The sequence below is a fragment of the Enterococcus sp. DIV0561 genome, from assembly GCF_050539875.1.
Classification (GTDB): Bacteria; Bacillota; Bacilli; order Lactobacillales; family Enterococcaceae; genus Enterococcus; species Enterococcus faecalis.
Genome location: NZ_CP172927.1, coordinates 2,621,221 through 2,642,970, shown reverse-complemented (window position 1 = coordinate 2,642,970; position 21,750 = coordinate 2,621,221). Strand labels below are relative to the sequence as shown.

Annotated in this window: 22 protein-coding genes; 20 read left to right on the top strand and 2 right to left on the bottom strand. The window is 38.9% G+C overall.

The window, feature by feature from the left end:
- The first annotated feature begins 10 nt into the window (after positions 1-10).
- The 6 genes from uxuA (at position 11) to IGM13_RS12590 (ending at position 4,034) form a co-directional block, all read left to right on the top strand.
- Complete coding sequence (gene uxuA, locus IGM13_RS12615) at positions 11-1,084, top strand: mannonate dehydratase (RefSeq protein ID WP_002388613.1); 1,074 nt, start codon at positions 11-13, stop codon at positions 1,082-1,084.
- Positions 1,085-1,088: 4 nt separating this feature from the next.
- Positions 1,089-1,742 (top strand): bifunctional 4-hydroxy-2-oxoglutarate aldolase/2-dehydro-3-deoxy-phosphogluconate aldolase, encoded by a 654-nt coding sequence (locus tag IGM13_RS12610; RefSeq protein ID WP_002354907.1) that lies wholly within the window; start codon positions 1,089-1,091, stop codon positions 1,740-1,742.
- A 165-nt stretch (positions 1,743-1,907) separates the two neighbouring features.
- A complete protein-coding gene (locus IGM13_RS12605; protein ID WP_002354908.1) occupies positions 1,908-2,378 on the top strand; it encodes an ASCH domain-containing protein in 471 nt (156 codons plus the stop codon).
- A gap of 175 nt (positions 2,379-2,553) precedes the next feature.
- On the top strand, positions 2,554-2,772 hold the full coding sequence (locus IGM13_RS12600) for a YdbC family protein (protein WP_002381076.1): 219 nt from the start codon (positions 2,554-2,556) through the stop codon (positions 2,770-2,772).
- A 16-nt stretch (positions 2,773-2,788) separates the two neighbouring features.
- Entirely contained in the window at positions 2,789-3,673 is an 885-nt protein-coding gene (locus IGM13_RS12595; protein WP_002383232.1) for a YicC/YloC family endoribonuclease, read from the top strand.
- Positions 3,674-3,728: 55 nt separating this feature from the next.
- Complete coding sequence (locus tag IGM13_RS12590; RefSeq protein ID WP_002383233.1) at positions 3,729-4,034, top strand: hypothetical protein; 306 nt, start codon at positions 3,729-3,731, stop codon at positions 4,032-4,034.
- Between the two features lie 42 nt (positions 4,035-4,076).
- Here the strand turns inward: IGM13_RS12590 and IGM13_RS12585 are convergent, their stop codons facing one another.
- The gene (locus tag IGM13_RS12585) at positions 4,077-5,558 is read right to left on the bottom strand and encodes a DUF1958 domain-containing protein (protein WP_002419613.1); all 1,482 of its coding nucleotides are present in this window, start codon (positions 5,556-5,558) and stop codon (positions 4,077-4,079) included.
- A 222-nt stretch (positions 5,559-5,780) separates the two neighbouring features.
- Here IGM13_RS12585 and gmk point away from each other — a divergent pair, with 222 nt between their 5' ends.
- The 11 genes from gmk (at position 5,781) to IGM13_RS12530 (ending at position 17,493) form a co-directional block, all read left to right on the top strand.
- A complete protein-coding gene (gene gmk, locus IGM13_RS12580; RefSeq protein ID WP_002354915.1) occupies positions 5,781-6,395 on the top strand; it encodes a guanylate kinase in 615 nt (204 codons plus the stop codon).
- Positions 6,396-6,399: 4 nt separating this feature from the next.
- Entirely contained in the window at positions 6,400-6,702 is a 303-nt protein-coding gene (gene rpoZ / locus IGM13_RS12575) for a DNA-directed RNA polymerase subunit omega (RefSeq protein WP_002354916.1), read from the top strand.
- A gap of 154 nt (positions 6,703-6,856) precedes the next feature.
- Complete coding sequence (gene priA, locus IGM13_RS12570) at positions 6,857-9,289, top strand: primosomal protein N' (protein ID WP_002419612.1); 2,433 nt, start codon at positions 6,857-6,859, stop codon at positions 9,287-9,289.
- A 26-nt stretch (positions 9,290-9,315) separates the two neighbouring features.
- The gene (def, locus tag IGM13_RS12565; protein ID WP_002371656.1) at positions 9,316-9,810 is read left to right on the top strand and encodes a peptide deformylase; all 495 of its coding nucleotides are present in this window, start codon (positions 9,316-9,318) and stop codon (positions 9,808-9,810) included.
- The gene (fmt, locus tag IGM13_RS12560; protein ID WP_002383238.1) at positions 9,803-10,744 is read left to right on the top strand and encodes a methionyl-tRNA formyltransferase; all 942 of its coding nucleotides are present in this window, start codon (positions 9,803-9,805) and stop codon (positions 10,742-10,744) included. Before def ends, fmt begins: the two co-directional genes overlap by 8 nt.
- 5 nt (positions 10,745-10,749) lie before the next feature.
- Positions 10,750-12,129, top strand: a complete 1,380-nt coding sequence (gene rsmB / locus IGM13_RS12555) for a 16S rRNA (cytosine(967)-C(5))-methyltransferase RsmB (protein WP_048945237.1) — start codon at positions 10,750-10,752, stop codon at positions 12,127-12,129.
- A 1-nt stretch (position 12,130) separates the two neighbouring features.
- A complete protein-coding gene (locus tag IGM13_RS12550) occupies positions 12,131-12,880 on the top strand; it encodes a Stp1/IreP family PP2C-type Ser/Thr phosphatase (protein WP_002354922.1) in 750 nt (249 codons plus the stop codon).
- Positions 12,877-15,033 carry a serine/threonine protein kinase IreK gene (gene ireK, locus IGM13_RS12545; protein ID WP_002419611.1) on the top strand — a complete coding sequence of 719 codons (2,157 nt, stop codon included), beginning with the start codon at positions 12,877-12,879 and terminating at the stop codon, positions 15,031-15,033. The genes IGM13_RS12550 and ireK overlap by 4 nt, the downstream gene beginning before the upstream one ends.
- Positions 15,034-15,281: 248 nt before the next feature.
- Positions 15,282-16,175, top strand: coding sequence for a ribosome small subunit-dependent GTPase A (rsgA, locus tag IGM13_RS12540; protein WP_002359046.1), 894 nt, complete (start codon positions 15,282-15,284; stop codon positions 16,173-16,175).
- Between the two features lie 23 nt (positions 16,176-16,198).
- The gene (gene rpe / locus IGM13_RS12535; RefSeq protein ID WP_002354925.1) at positions 16,199-16,852 is read left to right on the top strand and encodes a ribulose-phosphate 3-epimerase; all 654 of its coding nucleotides are present in this window, start codon (positions 16,199-16,201) and stop codon (positions 16,850-16,852) included.
- Positions 16,849-17,493 carry a thiamine diphosphokinase gene (locus tag IGM13_RS12530; protein ID WP_002361010.1) on the top strand — a complete coding sequence of 215 codons (645 nt, stop codon included), beginning with the start codon at positions 16,849-16,851 and terminating at the stop codon, positions 17,491-17,493. The genes rpe and IGM13_RS12530 overlap by 4 nt, the downstream gene beginning before the upstream one ends.
- Positions 17,494-17,594: 101 nt before the next feature.
- Here IGM13_RS12530 and rpmB read toward each other — a convergent pair whose 3' ends face one another.
- Positions 17,595-17,783: a 50S ribosomal protein L28 gene (gene rpmB / locus IGM13_RS12525; RefSeq protein WP_002354928.1), complete on the bottom strand. Its 189-nt coding sequence runs from the start codon at positions 17,781-17,783 to the stop codon at positions 17,595-17,597.
- Between the two features lie 284 nt (positions 17,784-18,067).
- Here rpmB and IGM13_RS12520 point away from each other — a divergent pair, with 284 nt between their 5' ends.
- The 3 genes from IGM13_RS12520 (at position 18,068) to IGM13_RS12510 (ending at position 21,749) form a co-directional block, all read left to right on the top strand.
- A complete protein-coding gene (locus IGM13_RS12520) occupies positions 18,068-18,958 on the top strand; it encodes an ABC transporter ATP-binding protein (RefSeq protein ID WP_010816830.1) in 891 nt (296 codons plus the stop codon).
- On the top strand, positions 18,951-20,192 hold the full coding sequence (locus IGM13_RS12515; RefSeq protein ID WP_002419609.1) for an ABC transporter permease: 1,242 nt from the start codon (positions 18,951-18,953) through the stop codon (positions 20,190-20,192). Before IGM13_RS12520 ends, IGM13_RS12515 begins: the two co-directional genes overlap by 8 nt.
- 228 nt (positions 20,193-20,420) lie before the next feature.
- Positions 20,421-21,749 (top strand): sensor histidine kinase, encoded by a 1,329-nt coding sequence (locus IGM13_RS12510; RefSeq protein WP_025188647.1) that lies wholly within the window; start codon positions 20,421-20,423, stop codon positions 21,747-21,749.
- The last annotated feature ends 1 nt before the right edge of the window (position 21,750 follow it).

The window sequence follows — 21,750 nt, the reverse complement described above, 5'->3', positions numbered from 1 at the left end:
GGTGAAAGCAATGAAATGGGGATTTAGATGGTACGGAGCGGCAGGCGATGCCATTCCGTTAAAACACATTCGACAGATTCCAGGAATTACTGGCGTTGTCGGTACCTTGTTAAATAAACTACCAGGTGATGTTTGGACAGTAGCCGAAATTCAGGCACTTAAACAATCGGTGGAACAAGAAGGATTAGCACTTTTAGGAATTGAAAGTGTCGCTATTCATGATGCCATTAAAGCGGGAACGGATCAACGAGACCACTATATTGATAATTATCGCCAAACGTTACGTAACTTGGGGAAATGTGGAATTTCCTTAGTGTGCTACAGTTTCAAGCCTATTTTTGGTTGGGCTAAAACGGACTTGGCGTATGAGAATGAAGATGGCAGCTTATCGTTGTTATTTGATCAAGCTGTGGTAGAGAACATGCAGCCAGAAGACATGTATCAATTAATTCACAGTCAGTCAAAAGGATTCCGGTTACCAGGTTGGGAAGAGGAGCGTTTGCAACAATTTCAAGAATTGAAAGCCATGTATGCCGGCGTAACGGAAGAAGATTTGGTAGAAAATTTGCGCTACTTTTTAGAACGTGTGATTCCTGTCTGTGAAGAAGAAAATATCAAAATGGGGATTCACCCCGATGATCCACCTTGGGAAATTTTTGGTTTGCCAAGAATCACTAAAAATTTAGCGGATTTAAAACGGATCCTTTCCTTGGTGGACTCACCAGCAAATGGGATTACATTTTGTACAGGTTCCCTCGGTGCGGACCCGACGAATGATTTGCCTACTATGATTCGTGAAATAGGTCACAGAATTAATTTTGTTCATTTCCGCAATGTGAAGTATTTAGGCGAGCATCGTTTTGAAGAAACGGCGCATCCGAGTGTCGCTGGTTCGTTAGATATGGCGGAATTAATGCAAGCACTGGTAGACGTAGGGTATGAAGGCGTTATTCGCCCTGACCATGGGCGGGCAATTTGGGATGAAAAAGCGATGCCTGGTTATGGTTTATATGATCGAGCAATGGGGTTGACCTATATTCAAGGACTGTACGAAGCAACCAAAGCCAAACAAAATAGGAAGTGACAGAATGGAAACAAAAGTTGAAAAAAATCAACTGTATCAACAATTAGCGACATGTAAACTTTTACCACTATACACTGCAACAGATTTACGCTATTTGCCACAAGTAGAATCAGTCTTAGTAGAAAACGAATTACCGTTTATTGAAGTCACTTTTCGGAGTCAGCTGGCCTTGCCTGCTATCAAACAACTTGCTGCTTCAGGGAATTTAATTGTGGGCGCAGGAACTGTTAGAACCTTGAAAGAAGCCCAAGAGGCAGTAGCGAACGGTGCACAGTTCATTGTTTCCCCAGCAATTGTTCCAGAAGTCATTGATTTTTGTCTGGCAAATGAGGTGCCTATTTTTCCAGGAACAGCTACGCCTGGGGAGATTCAGCGAGCGCTGGCGTATGGCTTACGAGTGGTTAAATTTTTCCCAGCCGATATTTATGGCGGGTTAAAAGCCATTAAAAGTTTAAGCGGTCCGTTTTATGATGTTCAATTTTTACCAACTGGCGGGATTGATGAAACAAACTTTATAGAGTATGTGGAAGCCAAAGAAGTATTAGCAGTGGGCGGCTCCTTTATTTTATCGGAAAAGATGCTTCAAGAAGATGAAGCTTCGGCACGCCAGCATGTTCAATCTTTACTCACGAAAATCAAAGAACGACAAGCAAAATAAAAAGATGGGCTAAGTTTTGTTACTTAGTCCTTTTTTTTCTGTCCAAATGTTACTGACATTATTTTAGTTTTCATTTTGTAAAAATAGTATAGGAGAAAAGCAATCAGTTATGTATAATTAGTGAAAGAAGGTTGCGTGAAGTAAGAATAAAAAGGAGAGCAAAGGATGTTAAAAAATGTAGAAGTGTTTTGGCAAAACTTTTTAGATAAACATGAATTAGATATGTTGATGCCCGATGTGTGGATGTTTGGTGATGGCTCTTCTGAGATGGGTAATCGTTTGGGTCAATTGGTTGTTTCTGGTCGTAAGACAGCGACATGTTCTTCTTTAGATATTTATAAGATGGAAGAAGAACAACTCCCTAAAGCTGGTCAATACGACATAATTTTAGATGGTCAGTCTCAACCGCTGGCTATTATTCGAACAACCAAAGTTGAAATTATGCCCATGAATAAGGTCTCAGAATCTTTTGCGCAAGCGGAAGGTGAAGGAGATTTGACGTTGGATTATTGGTATGAAGAGCATGCGCGGTTCTTTAAAGAAGAACTGGCCCCCTATCAGTTACAATTTTATCCCGATATGCTGTTAGTTTGCCAAAGTTTTGAAGTAGTGGATCTTTATACAGAAAAAGAATAGACAGAGAAGCGGTGACTGACACGATTGAAACGAGCAGTTGTCGCTTTTTTTACTGATTTTTTGAAAAAGTTGCGTATGTTTATATAGACAGGGTGATAGAAAAGAGATGTGTATTTTAAGTGTCGAGGAAAAGATGGTACAATAACCTAAGGAATACTAACAAGGAGTGAATGTTATGAAAGAAGAATTTTCATATGAAATTTTAGAAGAAGTCGCTGTGTTATCTGAGAATGCTCGTGGCTGGCGTAAAGAATTGAATTTAATTAGTTGGAATGGTCGTCCACCAAAATTTGATTTGCGTGAATGGGCCCCTGATCACGAAAAAATGGGTAAAGGCATCACCTTAACCAACGAAGAATTTGCTGAATTAAGCAAAACAATTAAATCCATGTAAAAGGAGCACCCTGTCAATGAAAAGTATGACTGGATTTGGAAAAAAGACCATTCAAAATGAAAATTATCAATTGGATATCGAAGTCAAAAGTGTCAACCAGCGGTTTTTAGATATTCAATTGCGTATGCCAAAGGAACTGAATGCCTATGAACTGGTGATTCGGCAAGTAATCAAACGCACGTTAAAACGTGGACGTGTGGAAGTCTATGTAAATCTCCAAAAAATCGGCAACAATCAAAAAGAAGTGCGCGTGCAGTGGGACTTAATTGATCAATTATTAACTTCGGTAGATCAACATTTAAAGGAAAACTATCCGGAAGCAACGTTTGATGCAGGGGACACGGTCAACCATTTACTAAAGCAAAATGATTTTGTCGAAATAGTGGAAGCAGAAATTGCTGATCAGACATTTGAACCATTTCTTGTTCAAGCATTTGAAGCAGCCATCGCTAGTCTTGACCAAAGCCGTGTGCAAGAAGGAACGCAAATTAAACAAGTCCTGCTTGACTATGTAGCAGTGTTGACCCAATCAATTCAAGAACTGCAAGCGTTTGTGGGCGTTTTTGAACAAGAATACCGTCAACGTTTTGAAGCGAAATTAAACGAATGGTTAGGGAGCCAAGTGGATGAAACACGCTTATTAACAGAAATGGCCATTTTATTGGAAAAAGGCGATATTCATGAAGAATTGGATCGTTTGGATATCCATATTGATAAGTTGCATCAGTTGCTTGATGAAACAGAACCAGTGGGCCGAGAACTAGATTTCTTAATTCAAGAAATGAACCGTGAAGTCAATACGATTGGTTCGAAATCAAGTCCAATTGAAATAAAAAATAGTGTCGTTCAAATGAAAACAACCTTAGAAAAGATTCGTGAACAAATTCAAAATGTCGAATAGAGAAAAGGGTTTCGTGTTTTTCCAGAAAACGCTATAATATAGAAGTAACGAATAAATGACAGAGGTGAAAGCAATGACTAAATTTTATGATGTAACCTTTCAAGAATTAAGTGGTCGTTCTGTGGTAAAAACAGAAGTCGCTTCAGACAGAGAACCATTTGACGTCTGGCAAGATGCTTGTGCAAGCTATTCTGAAACAGAATTAAATATCCAAATTAACGAAGACACGTTTGTAACTTTAAATCGTCACTTTGTTGTTCGCATTGACGTGAAAGAAGTTGACGGCCCTGTCGACAAACAAGTTCGTCGTCGCGATGAATTGATGAACGTGGTCAATACGCTTTCTAATATGGGCTTATAAAAAATACCACCAAGCATTTCACGCTTGGTGGTATTTTTTTAATTAGAATAAAAGAAACAAGCCAATGGCGCATAGGAAAGAAAGAACTGCGGCACTTAAAAAGATTGTCCGCATGGCTGCAGTTTTACTGCTTTCTTTGCCGTGCTTTTTCTGACGTTCTAAACGTTTTTGAAGCTGACGGGTAATTACTGAGAAGATCAGCCCGAAAAGGACTAAAACACTTGTGGCAATCGATTTGGGAATAAAATGATTCGGTTCTGCAACGGTGGTTTCCCCAGAATGTTCGTTTGATTCTGACGCAGCTTCCGCTGTTGTTTGTTTTGGCTTAACTTCTTGGTAAGCCACTTTTGGCGCTTGAACCGTACTATTTAACAAGGTCAAGGGCGTGTCGACTTGCACTTGCCCTGCTACTAATTTAAAAGTAGGTTGACTGCCTTTGGGAACGACACCGTATAAATCGTTAGCCAAAGTGACTTTTTTGTGATCAATGGTTTGTGGCCCTTTGTCTAAAAGTTTTTTGCGTTCGTATGTCGTATAGGCATAGTCCAGCAAAGCATTCCCAGCCACATGACGTTCGTATTCACCATCTTGGTTTTGCCAATTACCAACGCCTAAAATGACTTCAATTAAACGGAAATCCCCTTGTTTGACAGTCGCAATATAGTTAAAGCCACCTGTTGGACTAGAGCCTGTTTTTAAACCATCCACGCCTTGGTAGCCATACTTAGCGCCTGGCAAAGAATAATTGTACGCTTCAAAAGTTTCCTCGTAAGGCGTGCCGACCATTGTTTTCACCACTGGTTTATTGGTGATTTCTAAAATTTCTGGATAATTTTTCAGAAAATGATAGGTTAGTGAAGCTAAATCTCTAGCTGTAGAGACGTTATCGCCATTTGGGTCAATTCCTTGCATTTGATACAGGCCGTTAAAGGCACTTGCTTGCGCCCCACTGCAGTTGTAATAGGTAGTATTTGTCATCCCTAGTTCAGCCGCTTTTTGATTCATTAAATGAACAAAGTCAGTAGGTTGGTTCCCTGAAATTAAGTTTGCCAACATGAGAGTCGCCACATTAGAAGAGGGGACAGCAATCATTTTTAACAGTTCACGGACTGGATAAGCAACACCTAACGTAATTTTGTTATTACTAATGGCGTATATTTTAGAAATATCGACATCTTTTTGCGTAGCAGTCACAGTCGTATCCATTGTAAATTTTCCTTGCTCCATTGCTTCAAAGGCCAAGTACATGGTCATCACTTTGGCAATACTGGCAGGATTCCACGCTAAATCTGGTTGCTGCGACCAGAGAATTTCTCCTGAATCAGCATCAACAACGATGGCTGCTTTGGGAATGCCATCCGCTTTCAGAGTCGTCCCCATTTTTTTAGCAATCGCGGTAATATCTTCTTCTGCGTGAGTCACAGTAGGTTGGGCAAAAAAGGCCCCATAACTGACAACTAAGCCTAGCAGAAACAATGTAAATGGTTTAATTCGTGCGATGTTTCTCAGTCCTTTCTTATTCACGTTTTTTCATCCTAAAGGAGTCATCACTTCATTTTACTTAAAAAATGGCTGCCTGTATAGGAATTCTAGGTAATTTATTTAAAAAAAGAACAAGTTATGAAAGCCAAATTAAAGAAGAAATGTTATTTTTTCAGTGAATCTCCAAGAAAGTCTTGAAAATTGCAGAAAAAAAGTGCAAAATAGAACTAATACTGTGAAATTATGTTTTGAAAGGAAGTCGTTATGTCAGAGCGCGGGTTATTAATCGTATTGTCAGGTCCTTCAGGAGTGGGGAAAGGGACTGTAAGAAAGGCTATTTTCGACAGTGAAGAAAATGATTTTCAATATTCAATCTCAATGACCACTCGGAAACAGCGAGAAGGCGAAGTGGATGGAGTAGATTACTATTTCCGTTCAAGAGAAGAATTTGAAGCGATGATTGAAGCTGGAGAAATGTTGGAATATGCGGAATATGTTGGTAACTATTATGGGACACCATTAACGTATGTTAACCAGACGCTAGATGAAGGTAAAGACGTCTTTTTAGAAATCGAAGTCCAAGGGGCTAAACAAGTCAAAGACAAAGTGCCTGATGGCGTATTTATCTTTTTGACACCCCCCGATTTAGCGGAATTAAAATCAAGAATTATTGGCCGCGGAACAGACGAAATGTCTGTGATTGAAGAACGAATGGCTGTGGCCAGAGAAGAAATCGAAATGATGGCGCTGTATGATTATGCGGTAGTGAATGATGAAGTTCCTTTAGCCGTGCAACGAATTAAAGACATTATCGCGAGTGAGCACTTCCGTGTTGACCGTGTAATTGGAAAATATATTAAAATGTTAGAGGAGATGTAGCCTTATGATGTTAAAACCGTCAATTGACTCATTGTTAAAAGAAGTCCCTTCAAAATATTCTTTGGTTATTTTAGCAAGCAAACGTGCGCATGAATTAGATGAAGGCGTTCAACCAACCGTTGAATCCTTTGATTCTGTAAAAAGTGTGGGTCGTGCGTTAGAAGAAATCGAAGCAGGAACAGTGATCAGTGATCCAAATCCTGAAGAAAAACGCGAACGTCTACGCATTGAACGTGAAGAACGCAAACGCCAACGTGAACAAGAGCAAAAAGAATTAGAAAACCGTTTACGTGACGAAAAAAATTAATTGAATGATTGTCAACGAATGGAGAAAGCCGTCTGTCTATTTCAGAGGCTTTCTCTTCGTTTATTCTGAAAGGTGCCAACGAGACACACAAGACAAATCAGTCAATCTTTAGTACAATAGGCAAAGAGAATTTACATAAAAAGGAGGATGCACCATGCAAAAAGTAGCCAAAGTTATTGTGGATGTACCAACGATGCAAACCGATCAACCATTCACTTATTTAGTTCCTGAAAATTTAAATGAGCAATTGGCTGTCGGCATGCGTGTAGAAGTGCCTTTTGGTAACGGTAATCGGCATGTTCAAGGGTTTGTTCTAGCCATTGAACCAATGGCTGCAACGGTTCTTGACGAAGCCAACGTTCAGTTGAAAGAACTAGTGGCGGTGTTGGATTTAAAACCTGTCTTAAATACAGAAATGTTGGCTTTAGCTGATTATATGAAGGAAAAAACGTTTGCCTTTAAAATCACTTGTTTGCAAACCATGTTGCCTAGCGTAATGCGTGCCGATTACCAAAAATATATTTATTTAACGGATGAGCTTTCTGAAGAATTACAAGATCAGTTATTTTATGGTTTAGAGGAAATTTCGTGGGACCAAGCGCAAGAACGTGGGATTTTGCCTCAACTAATGGCGTTGCGTAAACAGCAAAAAGTCGATATTCGCTACGAAGTTACGACGAGAAATAAAGTCAAAATGGTCCGCTTCATTCAAGCCGCTAAGGAATTTGAACAACTAGAGGAAATTCGTTTGGGTTTACGCAAGGGAGCTAAGAAGAAAGAGCAACTTCTTTACTATTTACAACGCTTGGGCACTGAAAAAATCACCGCTGTGAAGGAAATGAAAGAATTAGGTTTCAGTACCGCGCTTTTAAATGAAGCGGCCAAAAACGGCTGGTTAACGTTCATTGAAAAAGAAGCGTATCGTGATCCGTTTGCTAATCAGACGTTTGAAAAAACGACTGCGTTATCTTTGAACGCAGAACAACAGGTGGCTGTGGAAACAATCTTACAATCGGTCCAAGAACAGCAAAGTCAAACCTATTTATTGGAAGGTATTACAGGAAGCGGGAAAACAGAAGTTTATCTACAGGTCATTGCAGAAGTTCTTAACCAAGGCAAAACAGCCATTATGCTTGTTCCTGAAATTTCTTTAACTCCACAAATGGTGCAACGCTTTAAAAGTCGCTTTGGCGAACATGTTGCTGTAATGCATAGTGGCTTATCGCAAGGTGAAAAATACGATGAGTGGCGGAAGATTGAACGAGGAGAAGCGGAAGTGGTGGTTGGCGCGCGTTCTGCCATTTTTGCGCCAATCGAAAACATCGGTGTGATCATTATTGATGAAGAACACGAGGCAAGTTATAAACAAGAAGAAACCCCCCGCTACCACGCGAGAGATTTAGCGATTTGGCGTTCGGAGTATCATCATTGCCCTGTTGTTTTAGGCAGTGCCACGCCATCCTTGGAATCACGCGCTCGTGCGCAAAAAAACGTTTATCAGCGGTTACGATTAACACAGCGTGCCAATCAAGCGGCAACCTTGCCCACGATTGATGTAGTGGATATGCGTCAAGAAGTAGAAAATGGCAATGTCTCTTCTTTTTCCATGTCGTTGCAAGAAAAACTCCAAGAACGCTTAGAGAAAAACGAACAAAGTGTTCTCCTGCTTAATCGCCGTGGCTATTCGTCATTTGTGATGTGTCGCGATTGTGGCTATGTGTTGCCGTGTCCGAATTGTGATATTTCCTTAACTTTGCATATGGATAGCAAAACAATGAAATGTCATTATTGTGGGCATGAAGAGCGGATTCCTTATCGCTGTCCTAACTGTGGCCAAGATAAAATTCGTTACTACGGAACAGGCACACAAAAAGTAGAAGAAGAATTACAAACGTTGTTACCAGACAGTCGTATTCTCCGAATGGATGTTGATACGACCCGTCGCAAAGGTGCGCATGAAAAGATTTTGCGAACATTTGGTGAAGGACAAGCGGATATCTTATTAGGCACACAAATGATTGCCAAAGGACTGGACTTTCCAAATGTGACGTTAGTCGGTGTCTTAAATGCTGATACCGCCTTGAATTTACCCGATTTTCGTTCCAGTGAACGGACCTTCCAATTATTGACACAGGTCAGCGGCCGCGCTGGTCGCGCTGAAAAACCGGGAGAAGTCATCATTCAATCTTTTAACCCCGAGCATTATGCGATACAATTGGCAAAAGCCCAAGATTATGAAGATTTTTATACAAAAGAAATGTATATTCGTCATCGTGGGAATTATCCGCCGTACTATTTTACGGTCCAAATTACGGCCAGCCATCCTGAAGAAAATGAAGCAGCGAAACAAATGTTTCAAATTGCGACGAAATTAAAACAAGGCTTATCGCCGCAAGCTATTTTGTTGGGACCAACGCCCAACGCAATTATGCGTGTCAATAATCGGTACTTTTATCAAGTGATTATCAAGTATAAACAAGAACCAATGCTTCAACCATTATTGAAAGAAATTTTAACCGATACACAACGAGCAACGGCTCGTGGTTTAAAACTTTCCATTGATGCAGAACCCATGAATTTTATTTAAAAAATACAGCTTTGAAAGGAGCACTTATGCGCTATCCAGTTGTGATTCACCCGAACGAACACTTAAAAATGAAGGCTCAACCTGTGACGATTATTACCGATGAAATTGTGCAGTTACTAGAGGACATGTATGAAACAATGCTGGCCCATGATGGGATTGGCTTAGCAGCCCCGCAAATTGGGAAAAATTTGCAAATGGCAGTGATTGAAATCGATGAAGAATCTGGTCGTTTTGAACTAATTAATCCTGTGATTATTGAAAAAAAAGGAACCAGTATTGATGTGGAAGGCTGTTTAAGTATTCCAGAAACATATGGAACCGTTGAACGAGCAGATGAAGTGACTGTCCGTTATTTTGACCGTGAAGGTGAAGAAATGGAAGTTACGGCTTACGGCTATTTAGCTCGAGCTTTTCAACACGAAATTGATCATTTGAATGGCGAGTTATTTATCGACAAAATGATTGAGAAAATTGCACCAGAAGATTTAGAAGCGTATATGGAGGAACATTTTGATGACTAAAATTGTATTTATGGGCACACCAGCCTTTTCTGTTCCGATTTTAGAAAGTTTAATCGAGGCAGGCTATGACGTTCAAGCGGTTGTCACGCAACCAGATCGACCAGTTGGCCGAAAAAAAGTGATTACCCCAACGCCTGTCAAAGAAGCAGCTTTAAAACATAACTTATTAGTCTTACAACCAGAGAAAATTTCAGGTTCTCCTGAAATGGAAAAAGTGATTGACTTAGCACCAGATGTAATTGTGACAGCAGCCTTTGGGCAATTTTTACCAGAGAAAATTTTAAAAGCGCCCAAACTAGGTGCGATTAATGTCCATGCCTCACTTTTACCAAAATATCGTGGTGGCGCACCTGTACATTACTCGATTATTGAAGGAGAAAAAGAAACAGGCGTCACGATTATGGAAATGGTGAAAAAAATGGATGCTGGCGCGATTTTATCGCAACGTGCAATTCCGATTACGAAACAAGATGATGTAGGCACCATGTTTGAAAAATTAAGCATTCTAGGAAAAGAACTTTTATTAGAGACGTTACCTAAGCTAATTGCTGGCGAAATCACGCCTATTCCACAAGTGGAAGAAGAGGCTACTTTTTCACCAAATATTACTCGAGAACAAGAACGAATTGACTGGCAAAAAACCGCTGAGGCAATTGATAACCAAGTGCGTGGTATGCGTCCTTGGCCAACAGCGTTCACAACCTACCAAGGGACCAACTGGAAAATTTGGGCAGTGACACCACTGACTGAAACAACAACCAGCGCCCCAGGAACGATTATCCAACGTAGTAAAAAAGCGCTGTGGATTGCTTGTGGTGAAGGGACAGTCCTTCAAATTGATCGCCTGCAACCAGCAGGTAAAGGTCAATTAACGATTCAAGAATTTTTAAATGGCGTTGGTCAAAATGTCGCAGAAAAAGATAAGGTGGACTAACAAAAATGGCTGAAAAAATCCCCAAGAAATTAAAACGTTCTGTTCGATACGTTGCTTTAGAAACCATCGAACGTGTGGATAAAGGTGGGGCGTACTCCAATCTTTTACTTAATGAAATGATGACAAAATCAGAACTAAGCGAGAAAGATGGCCGCTTGTTTACAGAACTTGTCTACGGCACAATTAGTCGCAAATTATTGTTGGAATACTACTTAACACCATTTGTTAAGAAACCGCAAAAAGTCGATAATTGGGTGAAAAATTTATTGATTTTATCGTTATATCAATTACTTTATTTAGATAAAGTGCCCGATCATGCAGTCATTAATGAAGCGGTTGGAATTGGCAAACGTCGTGGCAATCCTGGGATTGGTAAATTCGTGAATGGCGTGCTGCGGGCGTTCCAACGAAATGGAGCACCTAGTTTGGCAGCAATTAGCGATCCAGTTGATCGTTTAGCCACGGAAATTAGCATGCCACGTTGGTTAACAGAAAAATTACTTGCCCAATTAGGCGAAGAAGAAACACGGCAGTTAGGTTTGTCATTATTTGAAAAAAGTCATGCGAGTGGTCGAGTAAACACGCGGTTTATTTCACGAGAAGAAGCGCTGGAAGAATTACAAGAAACAGGGATTGCCGCGAAGGAAAGTCAACTTTCCCCTTATGGTGTTGTCGCTGAAAAAGGCTACTTAGCTGGCAGTGAACTGTTTATTAACGGTTGTTTAACCATTCAAGATGAAAGCTCTATGCTCGTGGCTCCAGCGATGCAAATTGAACCGCATCATCGTGTCTTGGATGCTTGTGCGGCTCCTGGTGGCAAAACGACTCATATCGCAACTTTTTTAGAGGCTGAAGCAGGTGGTCGTGTGACTTCTTTAGATATTCATGCGCACAAAATTAAGCTAATTAATGAAAATGCGCAACGCCTCCATGTGGCGGATGTCGTCCAAGCAGAAAAGCTTGATGCGCGACAAGTGGCCGAAGAATTTCCCGCAGAAACCTTTGATCGGATTTTAGTTGATGCACCATGTTCAGGCTTAGGGCTAATGCGCCGTAAACCAGACATTAAATACCATAAAACGGCCAATGATTTTCAAAATTTACCTAAAATTCAGTTAGAAATCTTAGAAAGTGTTGCCCCAACACTAAAACAATGGGGTATAATGGTCTATAGCACTTGTACTATTACGCCAGAAGAAAATCAGGAAGTAGTGGCAGCCTTTTTAGCCAAACACCCTGAATTTGAAAAAATTGAAATTGTTGCAAATGAAAACGTCCAAGCAGTAGTAAAAGAGCAAGAACTGGTTCTGTATCCCCATCAATACATGACAGATGGCTTCTTTATTTGCTGTATGCGGAAAGTTAGTTCAAATGAGGTGAAATAATTTGGAAATCAACGTTCAATCAGATGTCGGTCGCAAAAGAAATACGAACCAAGATTATGCCAACGTTTTTGAGAACCAACAACACATAACCTTTGCTGTTTTAGCAGATGGCATGGGTGGCCACCAAGCAGGTGATGTCGCTAGCCAAATGGCAGTCAATAATTTAGGTGAGAGTTGGTCCAATGCGTCTGTCGACTCAGCTGAAAAATCTGCACAGTGGTTAATTCAAGCAATTCAAAAGGAAAATGAAAAAATTTATGAACGCGGACAATCGAAACCAGAGTATTTAGGAATGGGGACAACCGTGGTTGGTGCCATCCTTTTACCGGATTCATTTGTCTTAGCAAATGTGGGGGATAGTCGTGCTTATTTAGTTCGTGACCAACACATGTTACAATTAACAGAAGATCATTCTTTAGTGAATGAACTAGTAAAATCAGGGGAGATTACTCGTGAGATGGCTGCAAATCATCCACGAAAAAATGTCCTAACACGTTCTTTGGGAATGCCTGGCACTGTCGAAGTCGATGTAACCAATCATGAATGGCTGCCTAATGACTATTTACTGTTATGTTCGGACGGCTTAACCAATATGGTTCCTGAGACAAAAATTTTAGAAATTTTAGAGACATCAGATCCCTTAGAATCCAAATTAAGCCAACTCGTTGCCCAAGCAAATGAAGCGGGTGGTTTAGATAACATTACCGTGTTAGTGATACACTTTGACGAACAGAAGGAGGAAAACCAATGATAGAAATCGGCAAGAAGCTGAATGGTCGATATCACATTATTGGCAGCATCGGAAGCGGCGGCATGGCCAACGTCTATTTAGCACACGATTTAATTTTAGACCGAGACGTTGCAGTAAAAGTCTTGCGCTTTGACTTCCAAAACGATCAAGCCGCCATCCGACGTTTTCAGCGTGAAGCACTAGCCGCAACTGAGCTGGTTCACCCGAATATCGTCAGTGTGTACGATGTAGGCGAAGAAGATGGACTACAATATTTAGTCATGGAATATGTGAAAGGAATGGACTTAAAACGTTACATCCAAACGCATTTCCCAATTCCTTATTCCACAGTTGTGGACATTACGCAACAAATTTTATCTGCTGTCGCAATGGCACATGAACATAGAATTATTCACCGGGATTTAAAACCGCAAAACATTCTGATTGACGAACACGGCACAGTCAAAATTACTGACTTTGGGATTGCGATTGCTTTGTCAGAAACGTCAATTACGCAAACGAACACAATGTTAGGTTCGGTGCATTACTTATCGCCAGAACAAGCGCGCGGAAGCATGGCGACTAACCAATCAGATATTTACGCTGTGGGAATTATTCTCTATGAAATGTTAACGGGGAATGTACCGTTTGATGGTGAATCAGCCGTAACGATTGCCTTAAAACATTTTCAAGAAGAAATTCCTTCTGTCAAAATGTTTGATCCAGGGATTCCTCAATCATTGGAAAATGTGGTTCGTCACGCAACCGCAAAAGACCCAAGCGATCGCTACAAAACAGCGAATGAGATGGCAGAAGACTTATACACGTCCTTGTCAGCCAGTCGTTTAAACGAACCTGCGTGGGAACCAACGGCTTTATTAGGAGAAACGAAAGTATTAACTCCGATTCCCGAAGACATCGCTGAACCGGAAGAGACAACGCCTGTCGAAGTTCCAGAAGATACCGCAGATGACATTTTAGCTGAACAACCACCGAAGAAAAACCGCAAAAAATTGTGGATTGGCTTAGCAATTGCGGCATTAATTGCTTTAGCAATAGGTGGCTTAGCCTTTGCAATGTCGGGCGGTAAAGACGTTGAAGTTCCTGATGTTACAAATGAAACGAAAGCGGCCGCTTCACAAGCGCTACAAAGTGCCGGGCTGAAAGTCGATAGTGAAACCAAAAAAATTCCCGACGATAAGATTGAAGAAGGCAAGGTGGTCAAAACAGACCCCGAAGCAAAATCATCTGTGAAAAAAGGCCGATCTGTTACTTTATATATCAGCTCTGGAACAGAAAAAATTGAGATGGCCGATTATACAAAGGAATCGTATGAATCTGCTGTCGAAGCCTTGAAAAAACTAGGGTTTTCAGAAGACCAAATTACAACGAAAAAAGAATACAGTGATTCTGTGTCTACAGATAACATTATTAAACAAAAACCAGCTGCAGGTAAAAAAGTTGATCCGAAAAAAGACAACGTCACTTTAACGGTCAGTGAAGGACCAGAAGCGGTTACTTTGCCTAGTTACGCCGGTTATTCTTACACAAATGCAGTAAATGCACTGGCACAATTAGGTATTTCTGAATCTCAAATTACGCGTGTCGACCAAGCAAGCGATACGGTAGAACCAGGTTTAGTCATTACGCAAGACCCCGCACCAGGGGGCACCGTAGTACCTAAAAATGGTCAAGTGACATTATATGTAAGTAAAGGTAGCGACAAAGTGACACTTTCTGATTATAGCGGAATTTCTTATGATAATGCGGTAAGTCGCTTAATTGCTTTAGGTATCCCAGAATCTCAAATAAAACGAGTGGACGAAGAAAGCGACAAAGTTGAAAAAGATACCGTGATTAGTCAAGAACCAGCTTCTGGTACCGCTGTTGATCCGAAAAATGACACGATTACTTTACATGTCAGCAAAGGCAGTGACTCAGTAACTGTTCCTGATATTTCAGGTTATTCGCCAAAAGCTGCAGAAGACAGCATCAATAACGCTGGCCTTAAAATCAATGAACAAGGATTATCTGGCTCTGGCGATGGCCAAGTCGTTGAACGAACTAGCCCATCCGCTGGCAGCAAAGTCAAAAAAGGCGACGCTGTTACGGTTTATTATTCAAAAGCAAATGATTCAAAAAGCACCACTAGTGAAAGTAGTACGAGTAATTAAGACAAGAGGTTGGGACAGGAGTGTTTAGCTTCAAGAACCAAGTAGGTACTGTTTAACATCTATTTGCTTTTCAAATAGTGTTTCTCAGCAATAAGAAGAAGCTGCTCCTGTCCCGCCGTTTATCTTAAGATTTAAGTCTAGGAAGGTAAGTCATTTCGACTTATGTCCTAGGCTCTTTTTAATTAATAGAATCGAGAGGCTCCCTTGATTTCTCTGCCACTATCCTGTATATTCGAAAGTAGTTAGGAGTGGTTTATCTGAAAGGTCAAATCAGAAAAGCGTTAAGCGGTTTTTATTATGTATACGCAGATGGAGAAACATATCAAACAAGAGCGCGAGGGAATTTTCGTAATCGAAAAATTACGCCACTCGTGGGAGATGAAGTACTTTTTGAAAGCGATAATTTAACAGATGGTTATGTGTTGGAAATTTTACCAAGACGAAATGAATTAGTGCGTCCGCCTGTTGCAAATGTGGATCTAGGTGTGGTTGTCATGAGTATGGTTTCGCCAAATTTTTCGTTTAATTTGTTGGATCGTTTCTTAGTCAGCTTAGAGTATAAGGATATAGAACCAGTTATTTATTTAACGAAAGTTGATCTATTAGATGAGCCGCAACGTCAAGAAGTCACTGAAATTAAACAGATTTATGAAGCGTTAGGTTATGCGGTAATCGCTTCGGAAGACGTAGAAGCCACCAAAGAATTAGAACGCTTTTTCCCAGAACGGTTGACTGTTTTTATGGGACAATCAGGCGCTGGAAAATCAACATTGTTGAATCAAATTTCACCAGAATTACAACTAGCAACTGCGGAAATTTCCCAATCTTTAGGACGGGGCAAACATACGACCCGTCACGTGGAGTTGATTCCGTTATACGACGGTTTGGTTGCTGATACACCAGGATTTAGTGCCATCGATTTCTTGGAGATGGAAGCAGTGGAATTACCAAAGCAATTTCCTGAATTTGTTGCCGCGGCCTCTCACTGTAAGTTTCGTGAATGTATGCACCACAAAGAACCTGGTTGTGAAGTGAAACGCCAAGTGGAAGCGGGAACCATTGCGACGAGTCGTTACGAAAATTATTTACAGTTTTTAATGGAAATCGAGAATCGACGACCTGTTTATAAGAAAAAATCATAGCAAATATAAAGGGAGCGAGCCAAATGAAACTAGCACCATCCATTTTAAGTGCCGATTTTGCCAATTTAGAAAGAGATATCCGTTTAGTAGAAGAATTAGGAGCAGATTATATTCATGTTGATGTCATGGATGGTCAATTTGTGCCCAACATTACCTTAGGACCGAATATCGTTTCAGCGATTCGTCCAGTGACAAAACTACCATTGGATGTTCATTTGATGATTGTACAACCTGAAAATTATATCAATGCCTTTGCGGAAGCCGGTGCGGATATTATTACTGTCCATCAAGAAGCAACACCCCATATTCATCGTGCCTTACAAATGATTAAAAATGCGGGTGTGAAAGCTGGAGTAACCATCAATCCTGGGACACCACTTTCGATGATCGAAAATGTATTAGACTTGGCAGATCAAGTCTTGGTAATGACTGTCAATCCAGGCTTTGGCGGACAATCATTTATTGAAAACTCACTAGAAAAAATTGCTCAATTAAAAGAATGGAAAGAAACAAAAGGATACACCTATGAAATTGAAGTCGATGGCGGGATTGTTCCTGAAACTGCCGCACGTTGTAAAGAAGCCGGTGCAGAAGTGTTTGTTGCAGGCTCCTACATTTATAATGCTGAAAATCCTCAAGAACGAATCGATGCACTGAGAGCAGTGCTAGACAAATGAGTCGTGTCTTACTGGTAGCTGGCGGCAATCCAAGTGATTGGCCAACCATTGAACCAGCTACGTATGATTATTTCGTAGGTATTGATCGCGGCTGTCTCCATTTATTAGAGGCCGATTTACCGTTACAATTAGCGGTGGGCGATTTTGATTCATTATCACGAGAAGAATACCATTTTGTCCAAGAAACTGCCGAAACACTTATCCAAGCACCTGCTGAAAAAGATGATACAGACACACAATTAGCACTTCAAGAAGCTTTACAACGATTTCCACAAGCAGAGATGACGATTATCGGTGCAACAGGGGGCAGAATTGACCACCTGTTAGCCAATCTTTGGTTACCCTTTGAACCACGATTTCAAGGTGTACTTCGCCAAATCCGTCTATGCGATCGTCAAAATAGCATTCAGTATTACGCCCCTGGTTCGTATATCGTACCGAAAGAGCCAGATAAAGAATATCTGGCCTACTGCTGTTTGACGCCTGTAGAAAACTTGACGCTACGACGCAGTAAATATTTATTAACCAATCAAGATGTTCCTTACCCAACATCGTATGCAAGTAATGAATTTATCGAAGAAGCCGCTGCTTTTTCCTTCGATGCAGGGATGATTGCAGTTATTCAAAGTAAAGACAAGTAAAAAGAGGTTGGACCTTCAGCACTTTGCTGAAGGTCCAACCTCTTTTTTTTGCAATAAAAAAAGCCGAACAACGAACGTCCAGCTTTGCTTATTTAAGTTTATTAAACACGTTCGATTTTACCAGATTTCAAAGCACGAGTTGACACCCAAACTTTTTTAGGTTTACCATCGATTAATACGCGAACTTTTTGTAAGTTAGGTTTCACAGTGCGTTTTGTTGAGTTCATCGCATGTGAACGGTTATTACCACTTGAAGTCTTACGACCAGTGAAGTAACATACTTTTGCCATTTTAAGTTTCCTCCTTTGCCTTGATCTTGGAGCGATAATATTCAGCTCATACTAACTTAATTTATCATATTAGGCACTGATTTGCAAGAAGATTTTTAGTGGCTAATGACAAAAGTAGCTTGTCAGGTGATAGCTTTTCATTGACTGATATTAAATACTTAAGAAATTCATGTACAAACGTAAGACGATAAAGATGAAAATTTAAGAGTTCAAGAAAAAAACGTAGTGGTTCGTGTTTGATTAATATAATTAAAGTACTTAGATAAATGAAAAAGGAGGAAAATATGAGCTTAGAAATCAAAAAGTTGAAAAAGAAAATGAATGAGCAGGAAATTATTAAAGGAATCAATTTGACTATTCCAGAAGGAGAAATTTATGGCTTCTTAGGCGCAAACGGTGCAGGTAAAACTACTATTTTCCGCCATATTTTAGGCATCTACTCTCCTGATGAAGGGGAAATAACATGGCAGGGACGTAAAGTTGATCGCTTTGATGCTAAAGAAGTCGGTTATCTTCCAGAAGAGCGTGGACTATATCCGAAAAGAACGGTGAGACAACAATTAACTTTCTTTGGTAAGCTCCGTAAAATGAAAAAGAAAGAAATTGAAAAAAGTATCCTCTTTTGGCTAGATTTTTTTATGATACAACAGAACGTAGATCGAAAAATTAGTGAATTGTCAAAAGGAAATCAACAAAAGATTCAATTTATTGCGTCGATCATTCATGGACCCAAGCTTGTCATTTTGGATGAGCCATTCTCTGGATTAGACCCGATTAATGCGAATCAACTAAAAGAAGCAATTCTTTTTTTGAAGGAAAATAGTGCTACGATAATTTTCAGCTCTCATCAAATGGCAAACGTAGAAGAAATCTGTGAAAACATTTGTATGATAAAAAAGGGTGAGGTTCTTTTAGAAGGAAATTTAAAAGAAATCAAAGATGAAACGGATAAAAGAAAAGTGATTGTTCAGGCTGATTTTGACAGAGAAATATTAAAGCGAGATTTTGAAATAGAATCGTATAAAGAAGAAAATGATGTTATTTCTTTTTATGTAAAAGATGAATGTACTGCGAAGAAAATTCAAAAATTTATTTTTCAATCAGAAAATATTCAGCAATTCAGAATTGAGCCAATCTCGTTAAATGATATTTTTCTAGAAAGAGTGGGTGAGTAAAGTGAAAAATATAGTGACGATTGCTTTAGAAACATACAAACAAAAAGTCGTGTCAAAAGTGTTTGTTATTATACTGTTGGTTTTGATGGTAGGGACATTTTTGGGAATGAATTATGAAGGGATTCTAAAAAAAGAGGAACCAAGTAAAGAAACCATCCTTGTTGTTTCAAATAATCAAGAAACTGTTACTATGCTGAAAGAAGTTGGTAAAGGTACCAATCTGAACTTTGTTGACGGCGGTCAAAAGTTATCAGATGCTGAGAAAGAGCTGAAAGATAGAGCGAGTAAAACCATTTTAAAAATTGAAAAGAGTAGCACTGGTCTATACGAAGGAAAAATTTATTACGAAGGAGCTCTCCAATATAATGTGTCTGAACAATTACAAAGTCTTGTAACCACTGTAAATCAATCGATTAAATTAAATCAATTAAATATTGATGCGGCGCAACAACAGTTTTTGAATGAAAGCACACGTTTATCCTTAGAATATTTAGCTGGAAATCAAGATAATTCGGTTCAAACATTAATACTAGTTTATATTGTTGGTTTTATTCTCTACATTGCAGTTATGCTCTTTTCTACAATGGTTGCCCAAGACATTGCGGTGGAAAAGAGTTCAAGAGTTATGGAAATTTTACTCACAACAATTACACCAGTTCAGCATTTAATTGGTAAAATTGTTGGCATTGGACTAGTTGGGGTAACACAAGTAGTAGCAATTTTTGGGGCTGCGTATGCATCTTATGGAATTTTTGGAGATAGTACAGGAGTATTTGACTTTTTGAGTGAAGGCAAAAATAGTCAAGCAATCATCTTAGCTGTCATATGTTTCGTTTTAGGTTATTTGCTATATTCTGTTACGGCTGCTATTTTAGGTTCTGTTGTTTCCTCTGTTCAGGAAGTTCAACAGTTGATGTATATTTTGATTATTCCTTTATTTATTGCGATGTTTATGGTAATGATTCTTGCAACTGGATTAGGAAGTAACCAAGCGACTATCATTTCATCTTATATACCGTATCTATCACCGATAGTCATGTATGCACGTTATATGCTGGGGGATACATCGTTAAATGCTTTTGCTGTAGCGATGGGAATTAATCTGGTTTTTACTGTGATTTTAGCGTTTCTAGGGAAGAGTGTTTATCAAGGTGGCGTGTTTATTTATAGTGGAGATAAACTTATAAATATTTTCAAAAAAGCGTTTAAATCTGGGAAATATTATGTTAGATGAGTATAAAAAATCTTGTCGCAACTCTCATGTATAAAACATTTATTTTGATAAATAAAAAAGTAATTGAAATTGTACACTCAGTATAGCGAGTGTACAATTTTTGTTTATAGCGTAATAGTCGGGCACCAAAATCTACTTTTTCTCAGTTTCACTTGTAAAGAAAGCTTGAATTGTCTTTTATTAGAGTATATACTTTTTTTATTAACTGAAATATAAGGAGGTTTTAATTTGGTGAGATTTGTTTTTATTCTAAGTAATATCACGGCAGTGTTTCAAGTGTTCTTTAATTATCTAAAGTCAAAAGTAGTAAAGCTTAATAAAAAAATTACTTTACATAGTATTTTCGGCTTGATGGTTATTGCAATTTTGAATGGCAAAATAATTTCTGTTATAGGAATGTACGGATTTGCTTGGATTTATTTGAGTATAATAATTTTAGGTTATTTTTTTATCTCTAAAAGCCTTATTAAAGTTTTGGGTATAAATTCTTATATCGTCATTATTTCAGCTATAAGTGGTCAGTTTGTATCCTTTGTAAAGGAAAAAATATTTGGCACAGAACTAATTTTTTCAAGTAATTTAACTATGTTTTTACATAGTACATTTCGGCTAGCGCTATCAGTAATTCTCACGATATTAATGATAAAGGGGATAAAAAAACTAGAAAAAAAGTTTTCTATTATCAATGAATGTCTTCTGCTGTTTAATTTGATTGGAATCGGCACAATGATTATCTACTATACCAGCCTGATTTTAGGAAAATATCTGGGGAATAACAAGGAAATAATTGTAGTAAATTCAATCTTCCTCACGCTCTATTTAGTTGTTTCATTAATTTCTTTTATTGTGTATCTTAGTTCGCTCAAAAATAAATATGATATTCAACAGAAGGAAAGAGAATATTTAGAAAATCAGAGATATATGGAGGCAATGGAGAAACAATTCAAAGAGATTCGGAAGTTTCGGCATGATTATAAAAATATCCTAAATTCATTAGAAGATTTTATTGTAAGTGGAGATTACGAGAGTCTTAATGACTATTATTTTAGTAAAATAAAGAAAGCATCAAAATGCATTGACCAAAATGGATTCAAATTAGAAGCGATTGGAAACATTCGAGTAAGAGAAGTTAAAAGTCTCCTTGTGTCTAAGTTGATTTCAACGCAAGAAAAAGGAATGGATGTACAGTTAGAAGTGACTGAACCAATTGAAGAATTAGCCATTGATTCAATTTCTTTGGTTAGAATACTAGGTATTTTTTTAGATAACTCTATAGAAGAAATCGAATTTTTAGGTGAAGGTAAGCTTGTAATCGCTATATATAAAGATGCCTCTGCTGTACATATTATTATCCAGAATTCATGTAGGAATAATTTACCAAAATTCCATCTACTTAAGCAACGCGGTTTTTCATTAAAAGGCACTGATAGAGGAATGGGATTGAGTAATGTTCAAGAATTGCTTCAATCCCTAAATAATGTTCAACTAGCTACCTCCATCAGTGATGGATGGTTTACTCAAAAATTGACGATTGAAAACAATAGGAGGTGCGAATAAG

Excerpts from the sequence above, each read along its gene's own strand:
- rpoZ (WP_002354916.1), top strand. The coding sequence starts at position 6,400 with ATGATGTTAAAACCGTCAATTGACTCATTGTTAAAAGAAGTCCCTTCA.
- rpmB (WP_002354928.1), bottom strand. The coding sequence starts at position 17,783 with ATGGCAAAAGTATGTTACTTCACTGGTCGTAAGACTTCAAGTGGTAAT.
- rpe (WP_002354925.1), top strand. The coding sequence starts at position 16,199 with ATGAAACTAGCACCATCCATTTTAAGTGCCGATTTTGCCAATTTAGAA.
- gmk (WP_002354915.1), top strand. The coding sequence starts at position 5,781 with ATGTCAGAGCGCGGGTTATTAATCGTATTGTCAGGTCCTTCAGGAGTG.
- IGM13_RS12530 (WP_002361010.1), top strand. The coding sequence starts at position 16,849 with ATGAGTCGTGTCTTACTGGTAGCTGGCGGCAATCCAAGTGATTGGCCA.
- IGM13_RS12600 (WP_002381076.1), top strand. The coding sequence starts at position 2,554 with ATGAAAGAAGAATTTTCATATGAAATTTTAGAAGAAGTCGCTGTGTTA.
- ireK (WP_002419611.1), top strand. The coding sequence starts at position 12,877 with ATGATAGAAATCGGCAAGAAGCTGAATGGTCGATATCACATTATTGGC.
- uxuA (WP_002388613.1), top strand. The coding sequence starts at position 11 with ATGAAATGGGGATTTAGATGGTACGGAGCGGCAGGCGATGCCATTCCG.
- rsmB (WP_048945237.1), top strand. The coding sequence starts at position 10,750 with ATGGCTGAAAAAATCCCCAAGAAATTAAAACGTTCTGTTCGATACGTT.
- IGM13_RS12605 (WP_002354908.1), top strand. The coding sequence starts at position 1,908 with ATGTTAAAAAATGTAGAAGTGTTTTGGCAAAACTTTTTAGATAAACAT.
- fmt (WP_002383238.1), top strand. The coding sequence starts at position 9,803 with ATGACTAAAATTGTATTTATGGGCACACCAGCCTTTTCTGTTCCGATT.
- IGM13_RS12610 (WP_002354907.1), top strand. The coding sequence starts at position 1,089 with ATGGAAACAAAAGTTGAAAAAAATCAACTGTATCAACAATTAGCGACA.
- IGM13_RS12595 (WP_002383232.1), top strand. The coding sequence starts at position 2,789 with ATGAAAAGTATGACTGGATTTGGAAAAAAGACCATTCAAAATGAAAAT.
- IGM13_RS12520 (WP_010816830.1), top strand. The coding sequence starts at position 18,068 with ATGAGCTTAGAAATCAAAAAGTTGAAAAAGAAAATGAATGAGCAGGAA.
- priA (WP_002419612.1), top strand. The coding sequence starts at position 6,857 with ATGCAAAAAGTAGCCAAAGTTATTGTGGATGTACCAACGATGCAAACC.
- def (WP_002371656.1), top strand. The coding sequence starts at position 9,316 with ATGCGCTATCCAGTTGTGATTCACCCGAACGAACACTTAAAAATGAAG.
- IGM13_RS12590 (WP_002383233.1), top strand. The coding sequence starts at position 3,729 with ATGACAGAGGTGAAAGCAATGACTAAATTTTATGATGTAACCTTTCAA.